Origin of the sequence: Solibacillus sp. (assembly GCF_040273735.1) — a bacterium.
Classification (GTDB): domain Bacteria; phylum Bacillota; class Bacilli; order Bacillales_A; family Planococcaceae; genus Solibacillus.
In genome coordinates this window covers 22,232-37,313 of sequence record NZ_JBELZM010000004.1, presented here as the reverse complement: position 1 = coordinate 37,313, position 15,082 = coordinate 22,232, and the positions used below count along the sequence as shown (strand labels likewise).

18 protein-coding genes are annotated in these 15,082 nt (G+C 39.1%); 13 read left to right on the top strand and 5 right to left on the bottom strand.

Going from position 1 to position 15,082, the window contains the following annotated elements; all coding sequences use genetic code 11:
* Positions 1–19 precede the first annotated feature (19 nt).
* Positions 20–1,042, bottom strand: coding sequence for a DUF2804 domain-containing protein (locus tag ABS917_RS05760; protein ID WP_350478103.1), 1,023 nt, complete (start codon positions 1,040–1,042; stop codon positions 20–22).
* A 144-nt stretch (positions 1,043–1,186) separates the two neighbouring features.
* Here ABS917_RS05760 and ABS917_RS05755 point away from each other — a divergent pair, with 144 nt between their 5' ends.
* The 4 genes from ABS917_RS05755 to ABS917_RS05740 all read left to right on the top strand — a co-directional run bounded on the left by ABS917_RS05755 (position 1,187) and on the right by ABS917_RS05740 (position 5,261).
* Positions 1,187–1,681, top strand: a complete 495-nt coding sequence (locus ABS917_RS05755; protein WP_350478102.1) for an amidase domain-containing protein — start codon at positions 1,187–1,189, stop codon at positions 1,679–1,681.
* A 179-nt stretch (positions 1,682–1,860) separates the two neighbouring features.
* Entirely contained in the window at positions 1,861–2,424 is a 564-nt protein-coding gene (locus ABS917_RS05750) for a nitroreductase family protein (protein WP_350478101.1), read from the top strand.
* A gap of 209 nt (positions 2,425–2,633) precedes the next feature.
* Positions 2,634–4,607: a methyl-accepting chemotaxis protein gene (locus ABS917_RS05745; protein WP_350478100.1), complete on the top strand. Its 1,974-nt coding sequence runs from the start codon at positions 2,634–2,636 to the stop codon at positions 4,605–4,607.
* Positions 4,608–4,733: 126 nt separating this feature from the next.
* Positions 4,734–5,261 carry a hypothetical protein gene (locus ABS917_RS05740; RefSeq protein WP_350478099.1) on the top strand — a complete coding sequence of 176 codons (528 nt, stop codon included), beginning with the start codon at positions 4,734–4,736 and terminating at the stop codon, positions 5,259–5,261.
* Positions 5,262–5,323: 62 nt separating this feature from the next.
* Here ABS917_RS05740 and ABS917_RS05735 read toward each other — a convergent pair whose 3' ends face one another.
* Positions 5,324–5,737 (bottom strand): MFS transporter permease, encoded by a 414-nt coding sequence (locus ABS917_RS05735; RefSeq protein ID WP_350478098.1) that lies wholly within the window; start codon positions 5,735–5,737, stop codon positions 5,324–5,326.
* Positions 5,738–6,013: 276 nt separating this feature from the next.
* On the opposite strand from ABS917_RS05735, the gene ABS917_RS05730 reads away from it, so the two are divergent.
* The 5 genes from ABS917_RS05730 to ABS917_RS05710 all read left to right on the top strand — a co-directional run bounded on the left by ABS917_RS05730 (position 6,014) and on the right by ABS917_RS05710 (position 9,609).
* Entirely contained in the window at positions 6,014–6,640 is a 627-nt protein-coding gene (locus ABS917_RS05730; RefSeq protein ID WP_350478097.1) for a YflT domain-containing protein, read from the top strand.
* 52 nt (positions 6,641–6,692) lie between these two features.
* Positions 6,693–6,875 carry a phosphomannomutase gene (locus ABS917_RS05725; RefSeq protein WP_350478096.1) on the top strand — a complete coding sequence of 61 codons (183 nt, stop codon included), beginning with the start codon at positions 6,693–6,695 and terminating at the stop codon, positions 6,873–6,875.
* 105 nt (positions 6,876–6,980) lie between these two features.
* Complete coding sequence (locus ABS917_RS05720; protein ID WP_350478095.1) at positions 6,981–7,679, top strand: CoA transferase subunit A; 699 nt, start codon at positions 6,981–6,983, stop codon at positions 7,677–7,679.
* On the top strand, positions 7,679–8,311 hold the full coding sequence (locus ABS917_RS05715; protein ID WP_483316048.1) for a 3-oxoacid CoA-transferase subunit B: 633 nt from the start codon (positions 7,679–7,681) through the stop codon (positions 8,309–8,311). The genes ABS917_RS05720 and ABS917_RS05715 overlap by 1 nt, the downstream gene beginning before the upstream one ends.
* Before the next feature lie 272 nt (positions 8,312–8,583).
* Positions 8,584–9,609 (top strand): M14 family zinc carboxypeptidase, encoded by a 1,026-nt coding sequence (locus ABS917_RS05710; RefSeq protein ID WP_350478094.1) that lies wholly within the window; start codon positions 8,584–8,586, stop codon positions 9,607–9,609.
* Between the two features lie 71 nt (positions 9,610–9,680).
* On the opposite strand, the gene ABS917_RS05705 is transcribed toward ABS917_RS05710, so the two are convergent.
* Entirely contained in the window at positions 9,681–10,082 is a 402-nt protein-coding gene (locus ABS917_RS05705; RefSeq protein ID WP_350478093.1) for a DoxX family protein, read from the bottom strand.
* A 354-nt stretch (positions 10,083–10,436) separates the two neighbouring features.
* Here ABS917_RS05705 and ABS917_RS05700 point away from each other — a divergent pair, with 354 nt between their 5' ends.
* The 4 genes from ABS917_RS05700 (at position 10,437) to ABS917_RS05685 (ending at position 13,604) form a co-directional block, all read left to right on the top strand.
* Positions 10,437–11,138 (top strand): hypothetical protein, encoded by a 702-nt coding sequence (locus tag ABS917_RS05700; protein WP_350478092.1) that lies wholly within the window; start codon positions 10,437–10,439, stop codon positions 11,136–11,138.
* Between the two features lie 118 nt (positions 11,139–11,256).
* Positions 11,257–12,012 carry an RNA polymerase sigma-I factor gene (sigI, locus tag ABS917_RS05695; protein ID WP_350478091.1) on the top strand — a complete coding sequence of 252 codons (756 nt, stop codon included), beginning with the start codon at positions 11,257–11,259 and terminating at the stop codon, positions 12,010–12,012.
* Positions 12,012–13,082 (top strand): anti-sigma factor domain-containing protein, encoded by a 1,071-nt coding sequence (locus ABS917_RS05690; RefSeq protein WP_350478090.1) that lies wholly within the window; start codon positions 12,012–12,014, stop codon positions 13,080–13,082. Before sigI ends, ABS917_RS05690 begins: the two co-directional genes overlap by 1 nt.
* Before the next feature lie 168 nt (positions 13,083–13,250).
* Positions 13,251–13,604 (top strand): VOC family protein, encoded by a 354-nt coding sequence (locus ABS917_RS05685; RefSeq protein ID WP_350478089.1) that lies wholly within the window; start codon positions 13,251–13,253, stop codon positions 13,602–13,604.
* Positions 13,605–13,882: 278 nt separating this feature from the next.
* On the opposite strand, the gene ABS917_RS05680 is transcribed toward ABS917_RS05685, so the two are convergent.
* Both ABS917_RS05680 and ABS917_RS05675 read right to left on the bottom strand, forming a co-directional pair.
* Positions 13,883–14,080 (bottom strand): YwbE family protein, encoded by a 198-nt coding sequence (locus ABS917_RS05680; RefSeq protein ID WP_340799923.1) that lies wholly within the window; start codon positions 14,078–14,080, stop codon positions 13,883–13,885.
* 70 nt (positions 14,081–14,150) lie between these two features.
* Complete coding sequence (locus ABS917_RS05675) at positions 14,151–15,068, bottom strand: dipeptidase (RefSeq protein ID WP_350478088.1); 918 nt, start codon at positions 15,066–15,068, stop codon at positions 14,151–14,153.
* Between the last annotated feature and the right edge of the window lie 14 nt (positions 15,069–15,082).

Here is a 15,082-nt window from a genome sequence, read left to right as displayed (position 1 = left end):
AAATTTTCCCCCCTAGGTGTTACCACTTTGCAACATGTTCTTCAATGCAGCCAAGCATTTGCTGGATATGCAGTGTTTTGCCATCGTCGAGCTGAATAAATCCATCGTAATAACCTACCATTTGATGTACAGAGGAAACGATGAGTTTTGCATTCGTTTCTGCCACACGTTCAAAAAATGGCGTGAAAGTTAAGTTGACGCGTCCGCTAAATTTAGATCTGATGGTCCACGGATGCATGAAATTAGTGCGATCATAGTGAAATAAAACATCTTCATGAATTTTAGTCATTTGACCATCGATAAAGATGGCATTTTCGGTAATGCCTGTTCCATCCGTCCATTTACCGCCAAAGTTTAAACCAATACGCTGCCCACGAACTCGCTGTGATGCCATGCCCCAGTTCCATGTTGCTTCGCGAGGCCATACACCGCGGCCATAATCGAGTACAGCAAAGCTTTCTTCCGGTGCGAACGTAAATGTGCGGTTCCCGATTTTTACAGTTCCCGAAGTTGGTAATGTGTGATGTTTCGCCGTGAATTGGAATGTTCGGCGATTCCATGGAATGACAACATTGAGAGAGTCATCGTCTTTCGGGTGTGCAATCGTCAGTTCAGCATGTAAAGGGTCACCGTCAAAATCAGGCGCGGTCACTGTTAAATGGGTCTCGCGGTTGAAGTATGTAAGTTGAATGGACATTTCCGTATTTTTATATTGAATTGTTTCCAGCACTTGTGTCGGCATTTTTACTTTAGCCCCAAGAGGAATTAAAATTGTTTTTTCAAAGTAACGTTGTGTTTCGTATTCGAGGAAATAAACAAAGCATACAGCCGCGTAATCCATATGACTGATTGTCGCGGAAAATAAAATCTCCTCACCATATACACACCAGTAATTCCATTTTTTCTTGCGCATAAAATGCCCTGACAAATTACTGTCGATAATAGGTCTTCGTGCAAAACCGATTGCTTCCGGATTTAAATTACCTTTTTTATCGCAAAGGGCTATAGGAAGAAAAATTTCCCTTTCTGCATGTTGTGTCATCATAATTCCCCCTAACCGTTTCATAATTTCAATAAAATAATTGTATCAAACATTTACAAAAACAGGGGATTTTTGCTCTACATTCACAACACTTTCATAATTAGAAAGTACTCGACATACGCTGTGAAAAAAAGGAGAAGATCGTTGCCTACTTATAATCGGATGGCTGCAGTTGCTTATGCAAATAGGTGGTGGGACAGCTTTAATCCTGAATATCCGGTATTTCGGGATGACTGTACGAACTTTATTTCCCAATGTTTACGTGCTGGAGGGGCTCCAATGCATGGGGCACCGAACCGGGGACGAGGCTGGTGGATGATCGGACAACCGGAGCGCTGGAGTTATAGCTGGTCAGTTGCACACTCCCTTCGCTGGTATTTGGAAACGTCCACGCAAGGTTTACGTGCGACAAGGGTAAACTCGGCAAGTGAACTGCAGCTTGGGGATCTTATTTTTTACGATTTTACAGGGGATGGTCGTATAGATCACAGTACAATTGTGACGCGAATTGAGCAGGGGGTTCCGTATGTAAATGCTCATACCTCCAACAGCAGTGACCGCCTCTATACGTATGAAGATTCCACTGCCTATACTCCGAACATGCAGTATTACTATTACCATATTGAAGATGAGTTTTGAGTGACTTTAGGGAGGGGAATGAATAAGCATAGTTTTCACCCCTGTTTAATCGGTTGCTTAACCGAGTTGTGGTAACCTGCCTCATAATGAACCTTTTTAAAAGAATATCCTCATTGTAATATGTTAAATATAGATCATTCATGCTAATGTAATAGTAGTAATTGAAGGAGGATTTGGCGATGACTTTATCAGTAAGAGATGCAGTATTGCAACGCCGTTCGATTAAACTGTTTAACGGACAGCAAGTTGACAAAAAGGCGGTAATGGATATTTTGGATGATGCAAAATGGGCACCGAATCACGGCAACCGCCAACCATGGCGTATTGTAGTAGGTGCAGAGGAGCAGCTGCCAAAAGTACATGAACTGCTTCGAGACCTTGCAGTTCCGAAATGGCAGGAGCTTTCAGAAGATGCGCTTGAAATACAAATGAAAAAATTCACATTGGCCGGTGCGTACGCATTTGTGCTTGTGACAGAAGACGTTCGTCAAAAAGAACGATTGGAAGACTATGCGGCAGCCGCTTGCTATTTGCAAAATGTGCAACTGCTGGCATGGGAAAAAGGCATCGGCACTTGCTGGAAAACACCGGGCTTCTTAGACAACCCGAAATTCCGGGAAGCATTAAACGCACAGCCACATGAGCGTGTCATTTCGATGTTTCAGTTTGGTTATTACGATAATGTGCCAAATGTAAGAGTACGTAAAGAGCTTTCTGAATTCGTAACGGAATTTGGTCAATAATACGAATGAATGCATGAGGAAACTTCGATTTCCTCATGCATTTTTATTTGCAACGCAAGTAGCTGCTTAATATTGCATTTGTGTAATATTATTTACCCGCACTTAATTTGAATTCGAGATAATTACATAATAGAATTGAATGTTGTATAAAAAAATATAGATGAGGAATTTATTCAAAAATACGGAGAGATTTCACCAAAGGAGTTATTATGCAATTTAAAAGTTTAAAAACCCGGCTAATGATCATTTTGTTATTAGTTGGAATTATTCCTGTTTTTACGATGGTTACGTACAATTATTTTGCGACGTCAAACAGCTTCGAAGATGTTCAATATGGTCAGCAAAATGAAATCGAACTAGGTGTTACCCAATATTTTGAACAAACCGCAGCTGATCTGCAATATTTAGTCGAGCTGTATGCAAGAGATCAGGAGATTCAGCAATTGCTGATGAATGATGATCGTGCTGCTGTTCATTCTGATGGTGAAGCATTATTTAACAAATTAAAAGCACAGCATAAACTGGCGGTTATGGAAATTGGCGATGAAAAGGGCACGGTGTATTTAAGAGGTCATAACCCTGAAAAGTTCGGGGATGATAAGTCCGATATTTCCGCAATTCAAGGTGCACTTGAAGGAAATGCTTTCAGCGGATTTGAGTATGGCTCAAGTGGGTTGGCTGTACGAGCTTTTGCCCCTATTAAAGTAAATGGACAAATCGTTGGAACATTGCAAATAGGCCTTGGCAATGAGTTTATTGCAGAAGTGCAAAATCTATTCCCAGGTATGTCGCTTCAACTTCTTGATGGTGAGGGTGAAATTGTCGAATCATCCGAGCAAGCAAATATCGGAATGAAACTAACTGGTGAGGCGGTTTCGGATGTATTGGCCGGAAAAGCAAACCGACTGAAAAATGATGACAGGCAAATAATCGAAAGCTTTTTACCAATGAGGGATCCTGCTGCTACTTCAGTTATCGGTGGAATACATATCGTACAAAATATAGAAGAGTCGCAAATCGCGATGGCCAGCATGATTAACATGAGCGTTATAATTTTGATCACCACAATCATTCTTGCTGTCCTTGTCGCATTATTCTATAGTCGCTCCTTAACAAAGCCGATTTTCCATACTTCACAATTGATGCATATGCTAAGTAAAGGTGATTTGACACAGCGTATGGATGACCATGGACGTCAAGATGAAATTGGGCGGTTAATGACGGATATAAAAGTTATGCAGGAAAATCTGCACGGGACAATCTCGGAGGTTTCTTCTGCATCAAGCGATGTATCAGCTCAAAGTACAATGCTTGCCCAATCGACAAATGAAGTCTCTACAGGAGCACTGGCCATTGCCGAAACGATGGAAGCACTGTCGCGCGGCATTGAGACGCAGACAAATGAGATTTCGGAAGTGTACGAAGCGGTAACGGACTTTTCTCATACATTAAATGAAACGACTGAGCAAGGAACGAAGCTTGGGATGCTATCGCATAACGTTCTTTCCCTATCATCAGAAGGTGCAAAAATGATGGGAACTTCAAATAGACAAATGGAACAAATTCATGGAATGATGCATACAGCGATTGAAAAGATGGAGGATTTAGGCGAGCGTGTTGGCCAAATTTCCTCATTTGTAAAAATCATTGAAGATGTCGCCAATCAGACAAATCTACTAGCCTTAAATGCATCCATCGAGGCAGCACGTGCAGGCGAACATGGAAAGGGATTTGCCGTTGTAGCCGAGGAAGTACGAAAACTCGCCGAACAAGTGGGCAAATCGGTAACGGAAATCACAACGATTGTCGGTACAATTCAGTACGGAACAAAAGAATTAAGCCATTCATTACAGCAAGGCTTTACGACAGTTGAAGCAGGTTCATCGCAGCTTGCTGTTACTGCCGAAACGTTTAAAGAAATTGAACGCTCTGTACTGCAAATGGATCAGTTTATGAAGCAAGTGCTTGTTCAGCTACAATCGATGAGCAAGCAAGGGCAGGAAATCAATGACTCCATGCAGGAAATTTCAGCGATTACAGAGGAAACAACAGCTAGCGTAGAAGAAACGACGGCCACAGTCGTTCAAACAAGTGCCACGATGGAAAGTGTTGTGGCAACGACAGAACAGCTTGCTGAATTGGCTGAGAAGTTGGATGTTATTGTCAAAGAATATAAAGTGTAATTTTGATAAAAAAACGAAAGGAGTTGCCGCATTGTCGGCAGCTCCTTTAATTATTCCCTGACGAATAATTTGCAAGTTTTGATAGCATCCTAGTATACAATTCATCTAAGAAAGGATGAGATATACATGAAAAAAGTATTATTTCTGGTCGGACTTCTATTATTAGCAGGGTGTTCGGATGAAATAGTCGCGTATGAGGGGATGCCGTTAAAAATTGCTGTTTTAGGAGAGTTCCAAGATCATTATAATACCAATATAGAAATTGTATCAATTACATTCGAGGCAATTGAAGAAGTGGTTACGGATTCAACTTTACAATTTGATGCACTTTTTATTACGCCAACTGAATTTGGACAAGCTTCCCGGGATGAATATATTAAGATTTATGAAGAGGCAATCATTCCAATCGTTTATTATGATGCAGCGAAAGGGCATTTTGCTTTTACGAAAGAAAATATAACGTACGATACACTGCATTTTCAAAATCTTATAAACGGTTCCCATTCAACGCTTTATTTACATAATGAAATTCCGGTAGCGAATGAATTGACAGAGAGAAGAAGTGGGATCTATGTTTGCAATTTTTATTTAAACGGGGATCGTTATGATATTATGCTGAAAGAAATTTATGAAAAAATCGAAACGTTAACTTGATATGAAGGGAAAATAATCCCGTTACAGAATATTATTAGCTTTGTAACGGGATTTCGCTATTTTTATATTGCTATTTCTTCAAAAGAAATTTCTTCTAATTTAGGTGCACGTTTACGGTGAAAGATTACGCCGGAAAGAACTGTCATGAAAAATACACTAGCAACAGTTACGATAATGCAAGGCACTAAATATTCGCGGTTCATCGAAAGCAGGATATCTGTACGGAACCAGTTCTGAAACGGAATACCGCAGCCGAGAAGAACGGCAAAGAATAGCAATTTCAATCCGACAGGTTTACCTTTCACCTTTTTAAACATCCCATTAATAAAGAGACGCAGCATAGCTAACCCTAATCCGACAAAGGAAAAGATGACCAAATACATCTTGCTGGACTCATCTAAAATAAACGCTTTTCCGATCATAAAAGCAATAATGGCTAGTGAAGCGGCAAAAATAATTTTTGATTTCTTATTCATATATGATTCCTCCTGAAAAGTGTTGAACAACTTGTTGATTACTGTATTTAGTTTAAAATGAATCCATATATGAAGCAATCAACAGAATGTTTTAAAGTGTTGAGTGGAGAGAGGAAGATCCCATTTTAAAAGGAAATGAATACATAAACGAAACGAAAAGGAGTTTTTTACTTGAATGGGAATTGGAGTTTACCGCCTGCATGTTATTTTAAAATAGGTTTTGTGTGAGGTAGATGGGGAAAAGGTACTTACGAATAATTTAATGGAGGGATGCAAATGTTTTTTGATGAGCCGAAACAGAAAATTGATGTTGCCTATACGAAACAGGAATTGCTAGAAAAACTCCAGGAATTACGTAGACCGGATAATGAATTGGAAGGTACACATATTTATGTTTTAACAAAGGATGTAGATGAATTTCATTCAATCGCACGTGATCAGCAAGTGTCGTTAATTACTACAAATGGTGTCCGCAGTATATTGAAAACAGCGTTGACGAAGGAATCGCCAATTGAAGAGAAAATTCGCCGCCTCGGTTTACCGGACAATAAGCGGCTTGAATACGAAAAAATAATTGAAGATGGCGGGAAACTGCTAATAACCGGTACCGACCCATTTAATGAAGAAGATTGGACAGGTCATACACTTGATGATTGGATTACAAACCGTTCCAATCCTTCGAACCTCATTAACAAAGAGGTAATGGATGAACGTCCTGTACCATTCGAGCCTGAAAAAAAATATGAAGCATTGCCGAATACAAGTGTTGCAGGAGATTTTGGCCGCAGCAGTGACGTGGATGATCCGGATATTATTCCGTTAAAAGACGATCAGCGCATTGTTCGCGATCCGAATACAAAGGAAATTGGAATTTATCAAGCACCTCATGAAAAACAAAATTAAAAGGAAAGTCAGACTGTTCTTCAGGGGCGGTTTGGCTTTTTTGCTGAGGGAGATGGGGGCTGATTTTATTAGAACAATTGAGCGGGATATTAGAACAACAGCGTGGGTATTAGAAAATGTGCTGGAGATATTAGAACAAAGCGCAGACATTTTAGAACATCTCGGTAATATATTAGAAAACCGACAGTATATTAGAACAAATAAAAATATATTAGAACATTTAAAAGTTTATTAGAAAACGCCTGCCGAACCGCCAAACTATATAAAGAAAAATGGATTTTTAAAGGGAATCTCGTCTTTTTGTAGAATATTTTGTATGGATGTGAAAGGGGATAAGGACATGGACAAAGTAGTAGCTTCTGTACAACAGGCGATTGGGGCAATAGACGATGGAGCTGTATTATTAGTGGGGGGCTTCGGGTTATGCGGTATTCCGGAAAATCTAATTCAGGCAGTAAAAGATAAAGGAACAAAAAATCTGACGATTGTCAGCAATAACTGTGGAGTCGATGATTTCGGACTCGGTGTTCTATTGCAAGACAAGCAGATTACGAAAATCATCGCTTCATATGTAGGGGAAAATAAAACATTTGAACAGCAATTTTTAAACGGTGAGCTTGAAGTGGAGTTGACACCACAGGGTACATTGGCGGAACGTATTCGTGCTGGCGGTGCGGGTATACCAGGATTTTATACGGCAACAGGTGTTGGTACACCAATCGCAGAGGGGAAAGAGACGAAGGAGTTCGACGGCAAGACATACTTGCTTGAACGCGCGATTACAGGGGATTTTGCGCTTGTGAAAGCCTGGAAAGCGGATCGCTCCGGAAATCTTGTGTTCCGTAAAACATCTCGCAACTTTAACCCGCTCTGTGCGACAGCAGGTAAAGTGACAATTGTAGAAGTGGAGCAGCTTGTCGAAACAGGCGAACTGGATCCGGACGAAATTCATCTGCCAGGCATTTATGTGCAGCATATCGTCCATAGCGAGTCATTTGAAAAGCGAATTGAACGCCGCACTGTAAGGGAGGAAGCATAATGGAAGCACGCATGAAAATTATCCGACGCGCAGTGAAGGAAATTCAGGACGGAACATATGTAAATTTAGGTATCGGCATGCCAACTTTGATCGCAAATGAAATTCCTGAACATTATAATGTGATGCTGCAGTCGGAAAACGGCCTGCTCGGAATTGGACCGTACCCGACAGAAACAGAAGTCGATGCAGATCTGATCAACGCAGGGAAGGAAACGGTCACAGCAAAAGTAGGGGCTACATTTTTTGATAGCGCGGAAAGCTTTGCGATGATTCGCGGCGGGCATATTGATTTGGCTATTCTCGGTGGAATGGAAGTTTCGGAAGAGGGGGACTTGGCCAACTGGATGATTCCCGGAAAAGTAGTAAAAGGGATGGGAGGGGCGATGGACTTAGTTGTCGGCGCGAAAAAGGTCATCGTCATTATGGAACATACGAACAAATACGGTGAATCGAAAGTGAAACGTGAATGCTCATTGCCGTTGACAGGCAAACGTGTCGTTCACCGGTTAATTACCGATTTGGCGGTTTTTGATTTTCAAGATGGGAAGATGCAGCTAGTGGAGCTTCAGGACGGAGTGACACTGGAGGAAGTGCAGGAAAAAACAGAGGCTATGTTTGAAGTGAAACTGTAAATATAATGCGCGAAAAGCAGCTTAGCTTTTTGTGCATTTTTTAATTACCTTACAACAGCTTAGTGACTTTTACTCTATAAAAATTTAAAAAGAACAGAGAAATAATGAGTAAAAAAATATACACCATTAATGGAGAATTAAAACAATAGCTCTACCTGGGATGCAAGTAAATTGATAGATTCCCTCTATATACGATTATCAAATTGATGGATATTCTAAAAGTATAAATTATTATTTAATAATTTTGAAAATTCAAGTAATGGAGGGGTCTTATGAAAAAGAAAGCATTAGCACTATCCTTAACTGGTATTTTGGCACTGGGAGCCGTTACGCCTGGTTCATTAACTGCCTATGCAGTAGGTGAAGGACCGAATTATGGCGGAAATGAATCGATTCAAACGTCAATTCTTTATACTTACGATGAAATGGTAAATTATCTAAAAAAGCAAGACGCGAAACAAGATGCTATGCAGCTCGAAGTGATCGGTCAAACTGTAAAAAAACGAGATATTTACATGGCAAAATATATTACTAATCCAAATAACCCGACAATACTATTTTTGACACAACAGCACGGTAATGAACAATTAACTACAGAAGGTGCATTGGAATTTATCAAGCATCTTGGAACAGGTAAAACAAAAGGTGTTCTTGATAAGGTCAATATTCTTATTGTGCCTATGTTAAATGCAGATGGTGCGATGGGAGATGTCGACTTTTCTCTTGATGATTATATCGCTGACGGGGGACGTAATTTAACCCGATACAATGCAGTAGGGGCAGACTTAAATCGTGATCATGTTGATAAAGTGCACCCGGAAACACAGGCTCTTCATAAAAATGTTTTACAAAAGTATGAAATTGACTACATGATTGATCTGCATCATCAAGGTACTCAAGCAAGACGAGACGGAAAATTAGTATCTGGATCTATGCTTTATCCTACAAATGATAAAGTAAAGCCGGAAGTATTAGAGAAATCGAAAAAATTGGGAGCTGTTGTATTTAATGCCGTGGATTCTACCGGATGGGGACATTTAGCGAAATATAATGGCGGCAATGGTGAGAATATCGGTCGTAATGGCGCCGCAGTTCAATATGATATTGCTACACTTCTTTTTGAAATGCGCGGAATGTCCGATCACTTCAATGAATCGGCAGTTATAGGTCAAAAAAGTAATGGTTATTTAATCAAACAAACGATTACAACACTTGATGCTGCGGTTCAAGCAATAGCAGATCGTTCAATTGAAACTGCTGATATCAGTTTCTGGGATACATTGGATACTCAAAAGTAAAGTGAAATGCAAAAAGGAGCAAAAGAGTCGAGTGATATGGACATCTTTTGCTCCTTTTCTGTATTCACTGTTTAATCTGCTTTGTTCATTAATTTAGCATCAAGTGATAATGGAGAACGATCGGCAAACATGAAATAAATGCCTAGTGCTACGTATACAACTTCTAATTCATATCCAGCGTAAGTACCGTCACCAAATAATCCAAGTGAAAGTTTAGCTGTGAAGATTGCACCAATCATAATTACCGCAAATAATGCACCAATTACACGAGTACCAAGTCCAAGGATCAATAATAAACCACCAACTAATTCGATGATTGCCACTACAAATGCAAGACCACTCATTAAACCAAGTGACTCGAAGTAACCTGCTGTATTCTCGATTCCACCTTGAAACTTAACAAATCCATGGTAAAAGAACATAAAACCAAATACTACCCGTACCAGTAATGATGCCCATTGTTGTTTTGTCATAATAAATGCCTCCTAATAACCTTTGGTAAATTACTTATTAAAAGTAAGTTAAAGAGTGAAAAATAAAGTGATCTACAATATGTAGGTCACACTCTTAATGATTACTTTTCGTAACTAAGTTTAATAAAGTAATCTAGATGTTTCAATATTGTTAGCGTAACTAGAAAGAAAATAAACATTTTTGACCTAAAAGAAGTAGTTAAGAGCAATATTAAGGGATATTGTCTAGATTGGTAGAACAATAAACACCGTTAAGTTATTACAAAATTTTTTACCGACCCCCTCAAAACATAAATCCCATACGAATAACTTGTATGTCCTAAAAAGGGCAAAAAAATATAGAGGTGATTGATAATGCAGAAATGGAAACAAACGAGTGTAGCACTACTTATTGCAGGATTAGCAGTAACTGGGACAAGCTATGCATTAGCGGATGAAAAAGAAAATCAAGCAATTGAAGTAACCCAACATGAAAAAGAATTGACTACGGATTTAGTAAAAGAACCAACTGAAACTGTTCAATTGCCAGTTGATGAAAAGGTTGAAACAGACAAAGTGGTAGAAGAAAAGGCGACTGAAGAAAAAGTAACTGAAGATAATGCGGCAGAAAATAAAGAAGTAAAAGAAAAAGTTCTTCCAGAAGTTCCGGAAGGGTATACTGCGGAAAATTTGAATGCGCTTGGAAAGGCATATGAAAAGGTTCAAAATCCGACTGCCAAGGCAGCAATCGAACGCAATATGGAACGTTCCATTGAAAAATGGGAGAATAAACAGTCAAAAACTAATGAACAGCCAAAAGTAGAAGTACCTGAGCAACCGGAAACAGAGATTTCTGAGCAAAATGAGGTGAAACAAGAAACTGTGAAGCAGGAAGTGCCGTCAAAACAAGAACAGCCTGCTAAAGTGAAACAGGAGAAAGTTGAAAAAACTGAAAAGGCTCCTGCTCCTCAAGCCCGATTAAATTCACAACAAAGAGAGCAAAGACAAGAACTAAAATTAACACAAAAAGCAGAGCGTGAAGCTTTAAAAGAAGAACGTAAAACGAATAAAGAATAATAAAAGAATTGAAAAAAGAAAAGAATAGCAGATTTATAATATAAAATTTCTTTTCAAATTTAAGTTAAACCCATTAAAATCAGGAACAATCGATATTAATGGGAACGGAGGGAAATCTATGTTTTTGTCATTCATGCAAGAAGTATTCAATAAAAAATCAGATGCAGCATTGAATGAGCTTGTATTGATGGCAAAGAGTGGCGATAAGAAGGTCATGAACGATCTTCTTATCCAATTCACTCCGTTTATGAAAAAAACTGCCTCTTTCGTATGCAAACGAGCAATTGATGAGCATGATGACGAATTCAGTATTGCAATGAGCGGTTTTCATGACGCGGTATTACAATTCAATCCGGAAGAAAAATCATCGTTAACGACATTTTCACATTTGATAATAAAGCGGAGGCTCATCGATTATTTTCGAAAAGAATCAACGAGAAACGATGTCATTCATTTATTGAAAGAAGAGAATGACACTACAGGCTTAGATGTCCAACAGTACCTATTTGATCAATCGTCAATCGTCTCCTATTCAAGAGAACAACAAGCAGCAGAACGTCGTGAAGAGATTATAGAATTTACCGGGCTTTTAAAGAGTTATGGTCTATCATTCCAAGAGCTGGCCAAGTCATCTCCAAAACATACAGATTCAAGGAGGATGGCTATTCAAATTGCTCAAATCATCGCAGAAACACCTGAATTCTATACTTACCTTATTGCAAATAAAAAATTGCCGGTAAAAGAACTTGAATCGACTATCGAAGTTTCTAGAAAGACGATCGAGCGACAGAGAAAATATATAATCGCAGTTGCGTTACTGCTTAATAGTCACTTTGTGTACATAAAGGAATATATAAAAGGGGAATTTATATGATGCGGACATACAGGGGTGTTGTTTTCGAAATAGAAGAAAAATATACTGTATTTCTAACGGAAAAAGGCGAATTTTTACGTGGTGTTCCAATAGGTGGATCATCGAATATTGGAGATGAAGTCGATTTTCATCTAATAAATACGCCTTCTCTTTTTGAGGGGAAAGTGAAGCCGCGATTATTGGGAACAGTTATGATAGCGGCAGTGCTTCTTCTTTCCATCGTAGCATCTTTAATTCCTAGGGGTGATGAAGTGATGGCCTATGTTCAATTGGAGTCAGACACGGCAATGGAACTTGGTGTTAATGAGTCAGGAGAGGTCATTATTTTACGATATTTGAATGGTACGTCTGTTGAAACGGAAAATGGCCTTGATCATTGGGAAGGCAGTTCAATCAGCACAGTGTTAAATTCGGCTTTTAAGAAATTAACAGCAAAAGATATCAGTGAGCCAATTAAAATAATCATTATCTATGAAAATACAAAAAAACAACAAAAGGTGCAAAAAATCGTTGGAAATGCAGTTCGTGATGTACAAATCGCAAATGAAGAATTGACTATAAAAATTGGCGAAAGCACAACTGAAGAAAGAACGATTGCCAATGAGCAGAAAATGTCGATTTATAAATTCCAGGAAAGCCAACAAATTAAACCGGAGAAGGAAAAAAAGCCGTCTTCAGAAATCGATGAGGATCTGAAAAACAATCCAGCAAATGAGCATAGAGAAAAGGATACTTCTATCAATAAGGAATCACCCCCTTCATTGCCGGCTAATGATATGGATAACAAGAATGAAAATGCGAAGGAAGCAAGCGAAAATAAAAGTCAACAATCGAACGAAACGGTTAAAAAGCCTATTAAAGAACAAAAGGAAAAACCCAAGGAATCTCCTCTAGAGAAGGAGAAGAGGGAATCAAGTAACCCTGAACAAGGAAACAGAAATCCCAATAAAGGTAACCAAAGCCCGGCACCACAACAACCTAAAGAACATAAAAATGAACAAAAGCAATCCGGAAACGCTAATCCGGCAAGTGCCGCTTCAAAAAACAAAGATCAACCTAATTCACCTTAAGGGTACTTCAGTGAAATCTTGATCTATCAAAACGAGCTCTTATCCTTTAACAGGGTAAGGGTTCGTTTTTCATTTAATGGACACTTAGTGTAAGAAGGAAAAAATAAAGGGATTTAATTTTTTAAGCCGAATACTTTAGGAGCCCAAAATTAATAAGGAAGGTGTTTTATGGATAATCCTATCTTAAAACAGATTGGCACAGTCTTTATCCCCGTAAGTAATATTGAAAACGCATGCGATTGGTACTGCGACATTCTAGGGGTGACAGCAGATGGAGAAATTCAGTTTGGTCATCTTTATGTTCTGCCTATGGAAGGTACAGGAATTGTGTTAGATAGCAAAATTTATTCAGAGCACAGCTTATTTAAAACACCAGCGTTCCACTTAAATACGAAAAACATCGAAGAGGCATTTCACTTTATGAGGAATAAGGGGGTTGAAGTGATTACAGAAATTGAACATAATCATTATTTTAATTTTAAAGACCCGGATGGGAATATACTAATGATTTGTCAATGTTAAAAGACGTATTACTTTTTTTAGGATTATAATCTGGTCCTCACTTGAGGCTATTATTTATTTCCAATGGCTCTTTGAAAAAACTCCACTACCTACGAATGTAAGTGGTGGAGTACGTTTTGATTAAAGTTAAATTTTTAATCCTCACTTGTATTAACATAATCCTCAGTCCATACTAAATAATCCTCAAATTACACTTCATAATCCTCATTTAGCTGAAAATATTCCTCAAAATGCGAATATATTCCTAACTTGCGTCACAAGCGAGGATAGCACAACAATTATTTCGGATAAGTCTGACACACACGTCCAATTTGTCCATCAGCCAACCGCACTTTAATGCCATGTGGGTGGGAGCTGCTGTTTGTCAGTAAGTCTTTTACGACACCGCGTGTTGTTTTCCCTGTACGCTGGTCTTGTTTCAGTATGATATCCACTTCCAAGCCTGGATAGACATCGCTTCGGTTTTTGCCGTTCATAGTAAAACGTCCTCTCATTCATAAGTTCCTCTAGTATAGCACGAAACCGAAGAGGACCTGATGTTACAGCCTATTTCGGCAAATGCTTCAAGAAATTCGCAGATGCAAAACCACGCACGTCCTGTTCACTGTAATACTTTAACAGCTCATTAATGAGATTTTGATGCATTCCAGAATGTTCAAGATGGGGAATCTTTGCATCGATCCCATCAAAATCTGATCCAAGACCGATTAAATGCTTACCACCAAGTGTGCAAATATAGTCAATATGACGAATCAAGTCAGTCATGCTTGCTCTGTTTGTACCGTTTATAAATTCAGGATAATACACTACATGAATCGGCGCATTTTTTTCAATCATCGCTTTTATTTGTGCATCATTCAAATTCCGCTCATGATTGCAAATAGCCATTGCGTTTGAGTGAGAAGCAATTACATAGTCGGCATGCTCGATGACCCCCCAAAAGCTTCGTTCATGCAGGTGGGTGACATCGGTGAACAGCCGATGCTTATTATTCAGCTGGATGATTTCTTTGCCAAACGGTGTAACGCCAATCTGTGATGTACTATGTAAACCGTCTGCTGCTTCGTTTGAGTAATTCCATGTAAGCCCGATCGATAACACGCCCAGCTCACGGAATTGGTGCCAAAAATCAATATCGCCCCCGAAAAAATCTACGCCTTCAATCGTTAAAAAAGCGCCAGTTTGTCCCGGCTGAAGCTTCTCAAAATCTGTCCACTTCTTAATATGCACAACTTGTTCATTTAGCACTTCATGCTGAAAATGTGCGATCTGTTTGAAAGCAGCGGCCCGTTTTTCATCCAATGTTAAAGTGGGGTAAACATAAATCGCAAACGCCTGTGCCATCACATTTCCTGCGCGAAGTTTATCGGCATTTACATCAAGCAGTCCATCGTTAAACCGGTGGCCGTCCTGCTGCATGCGCCATAATGCATCACAATGTAAATCAATTACTGGAATACTCATCAAAAAACCCCCTC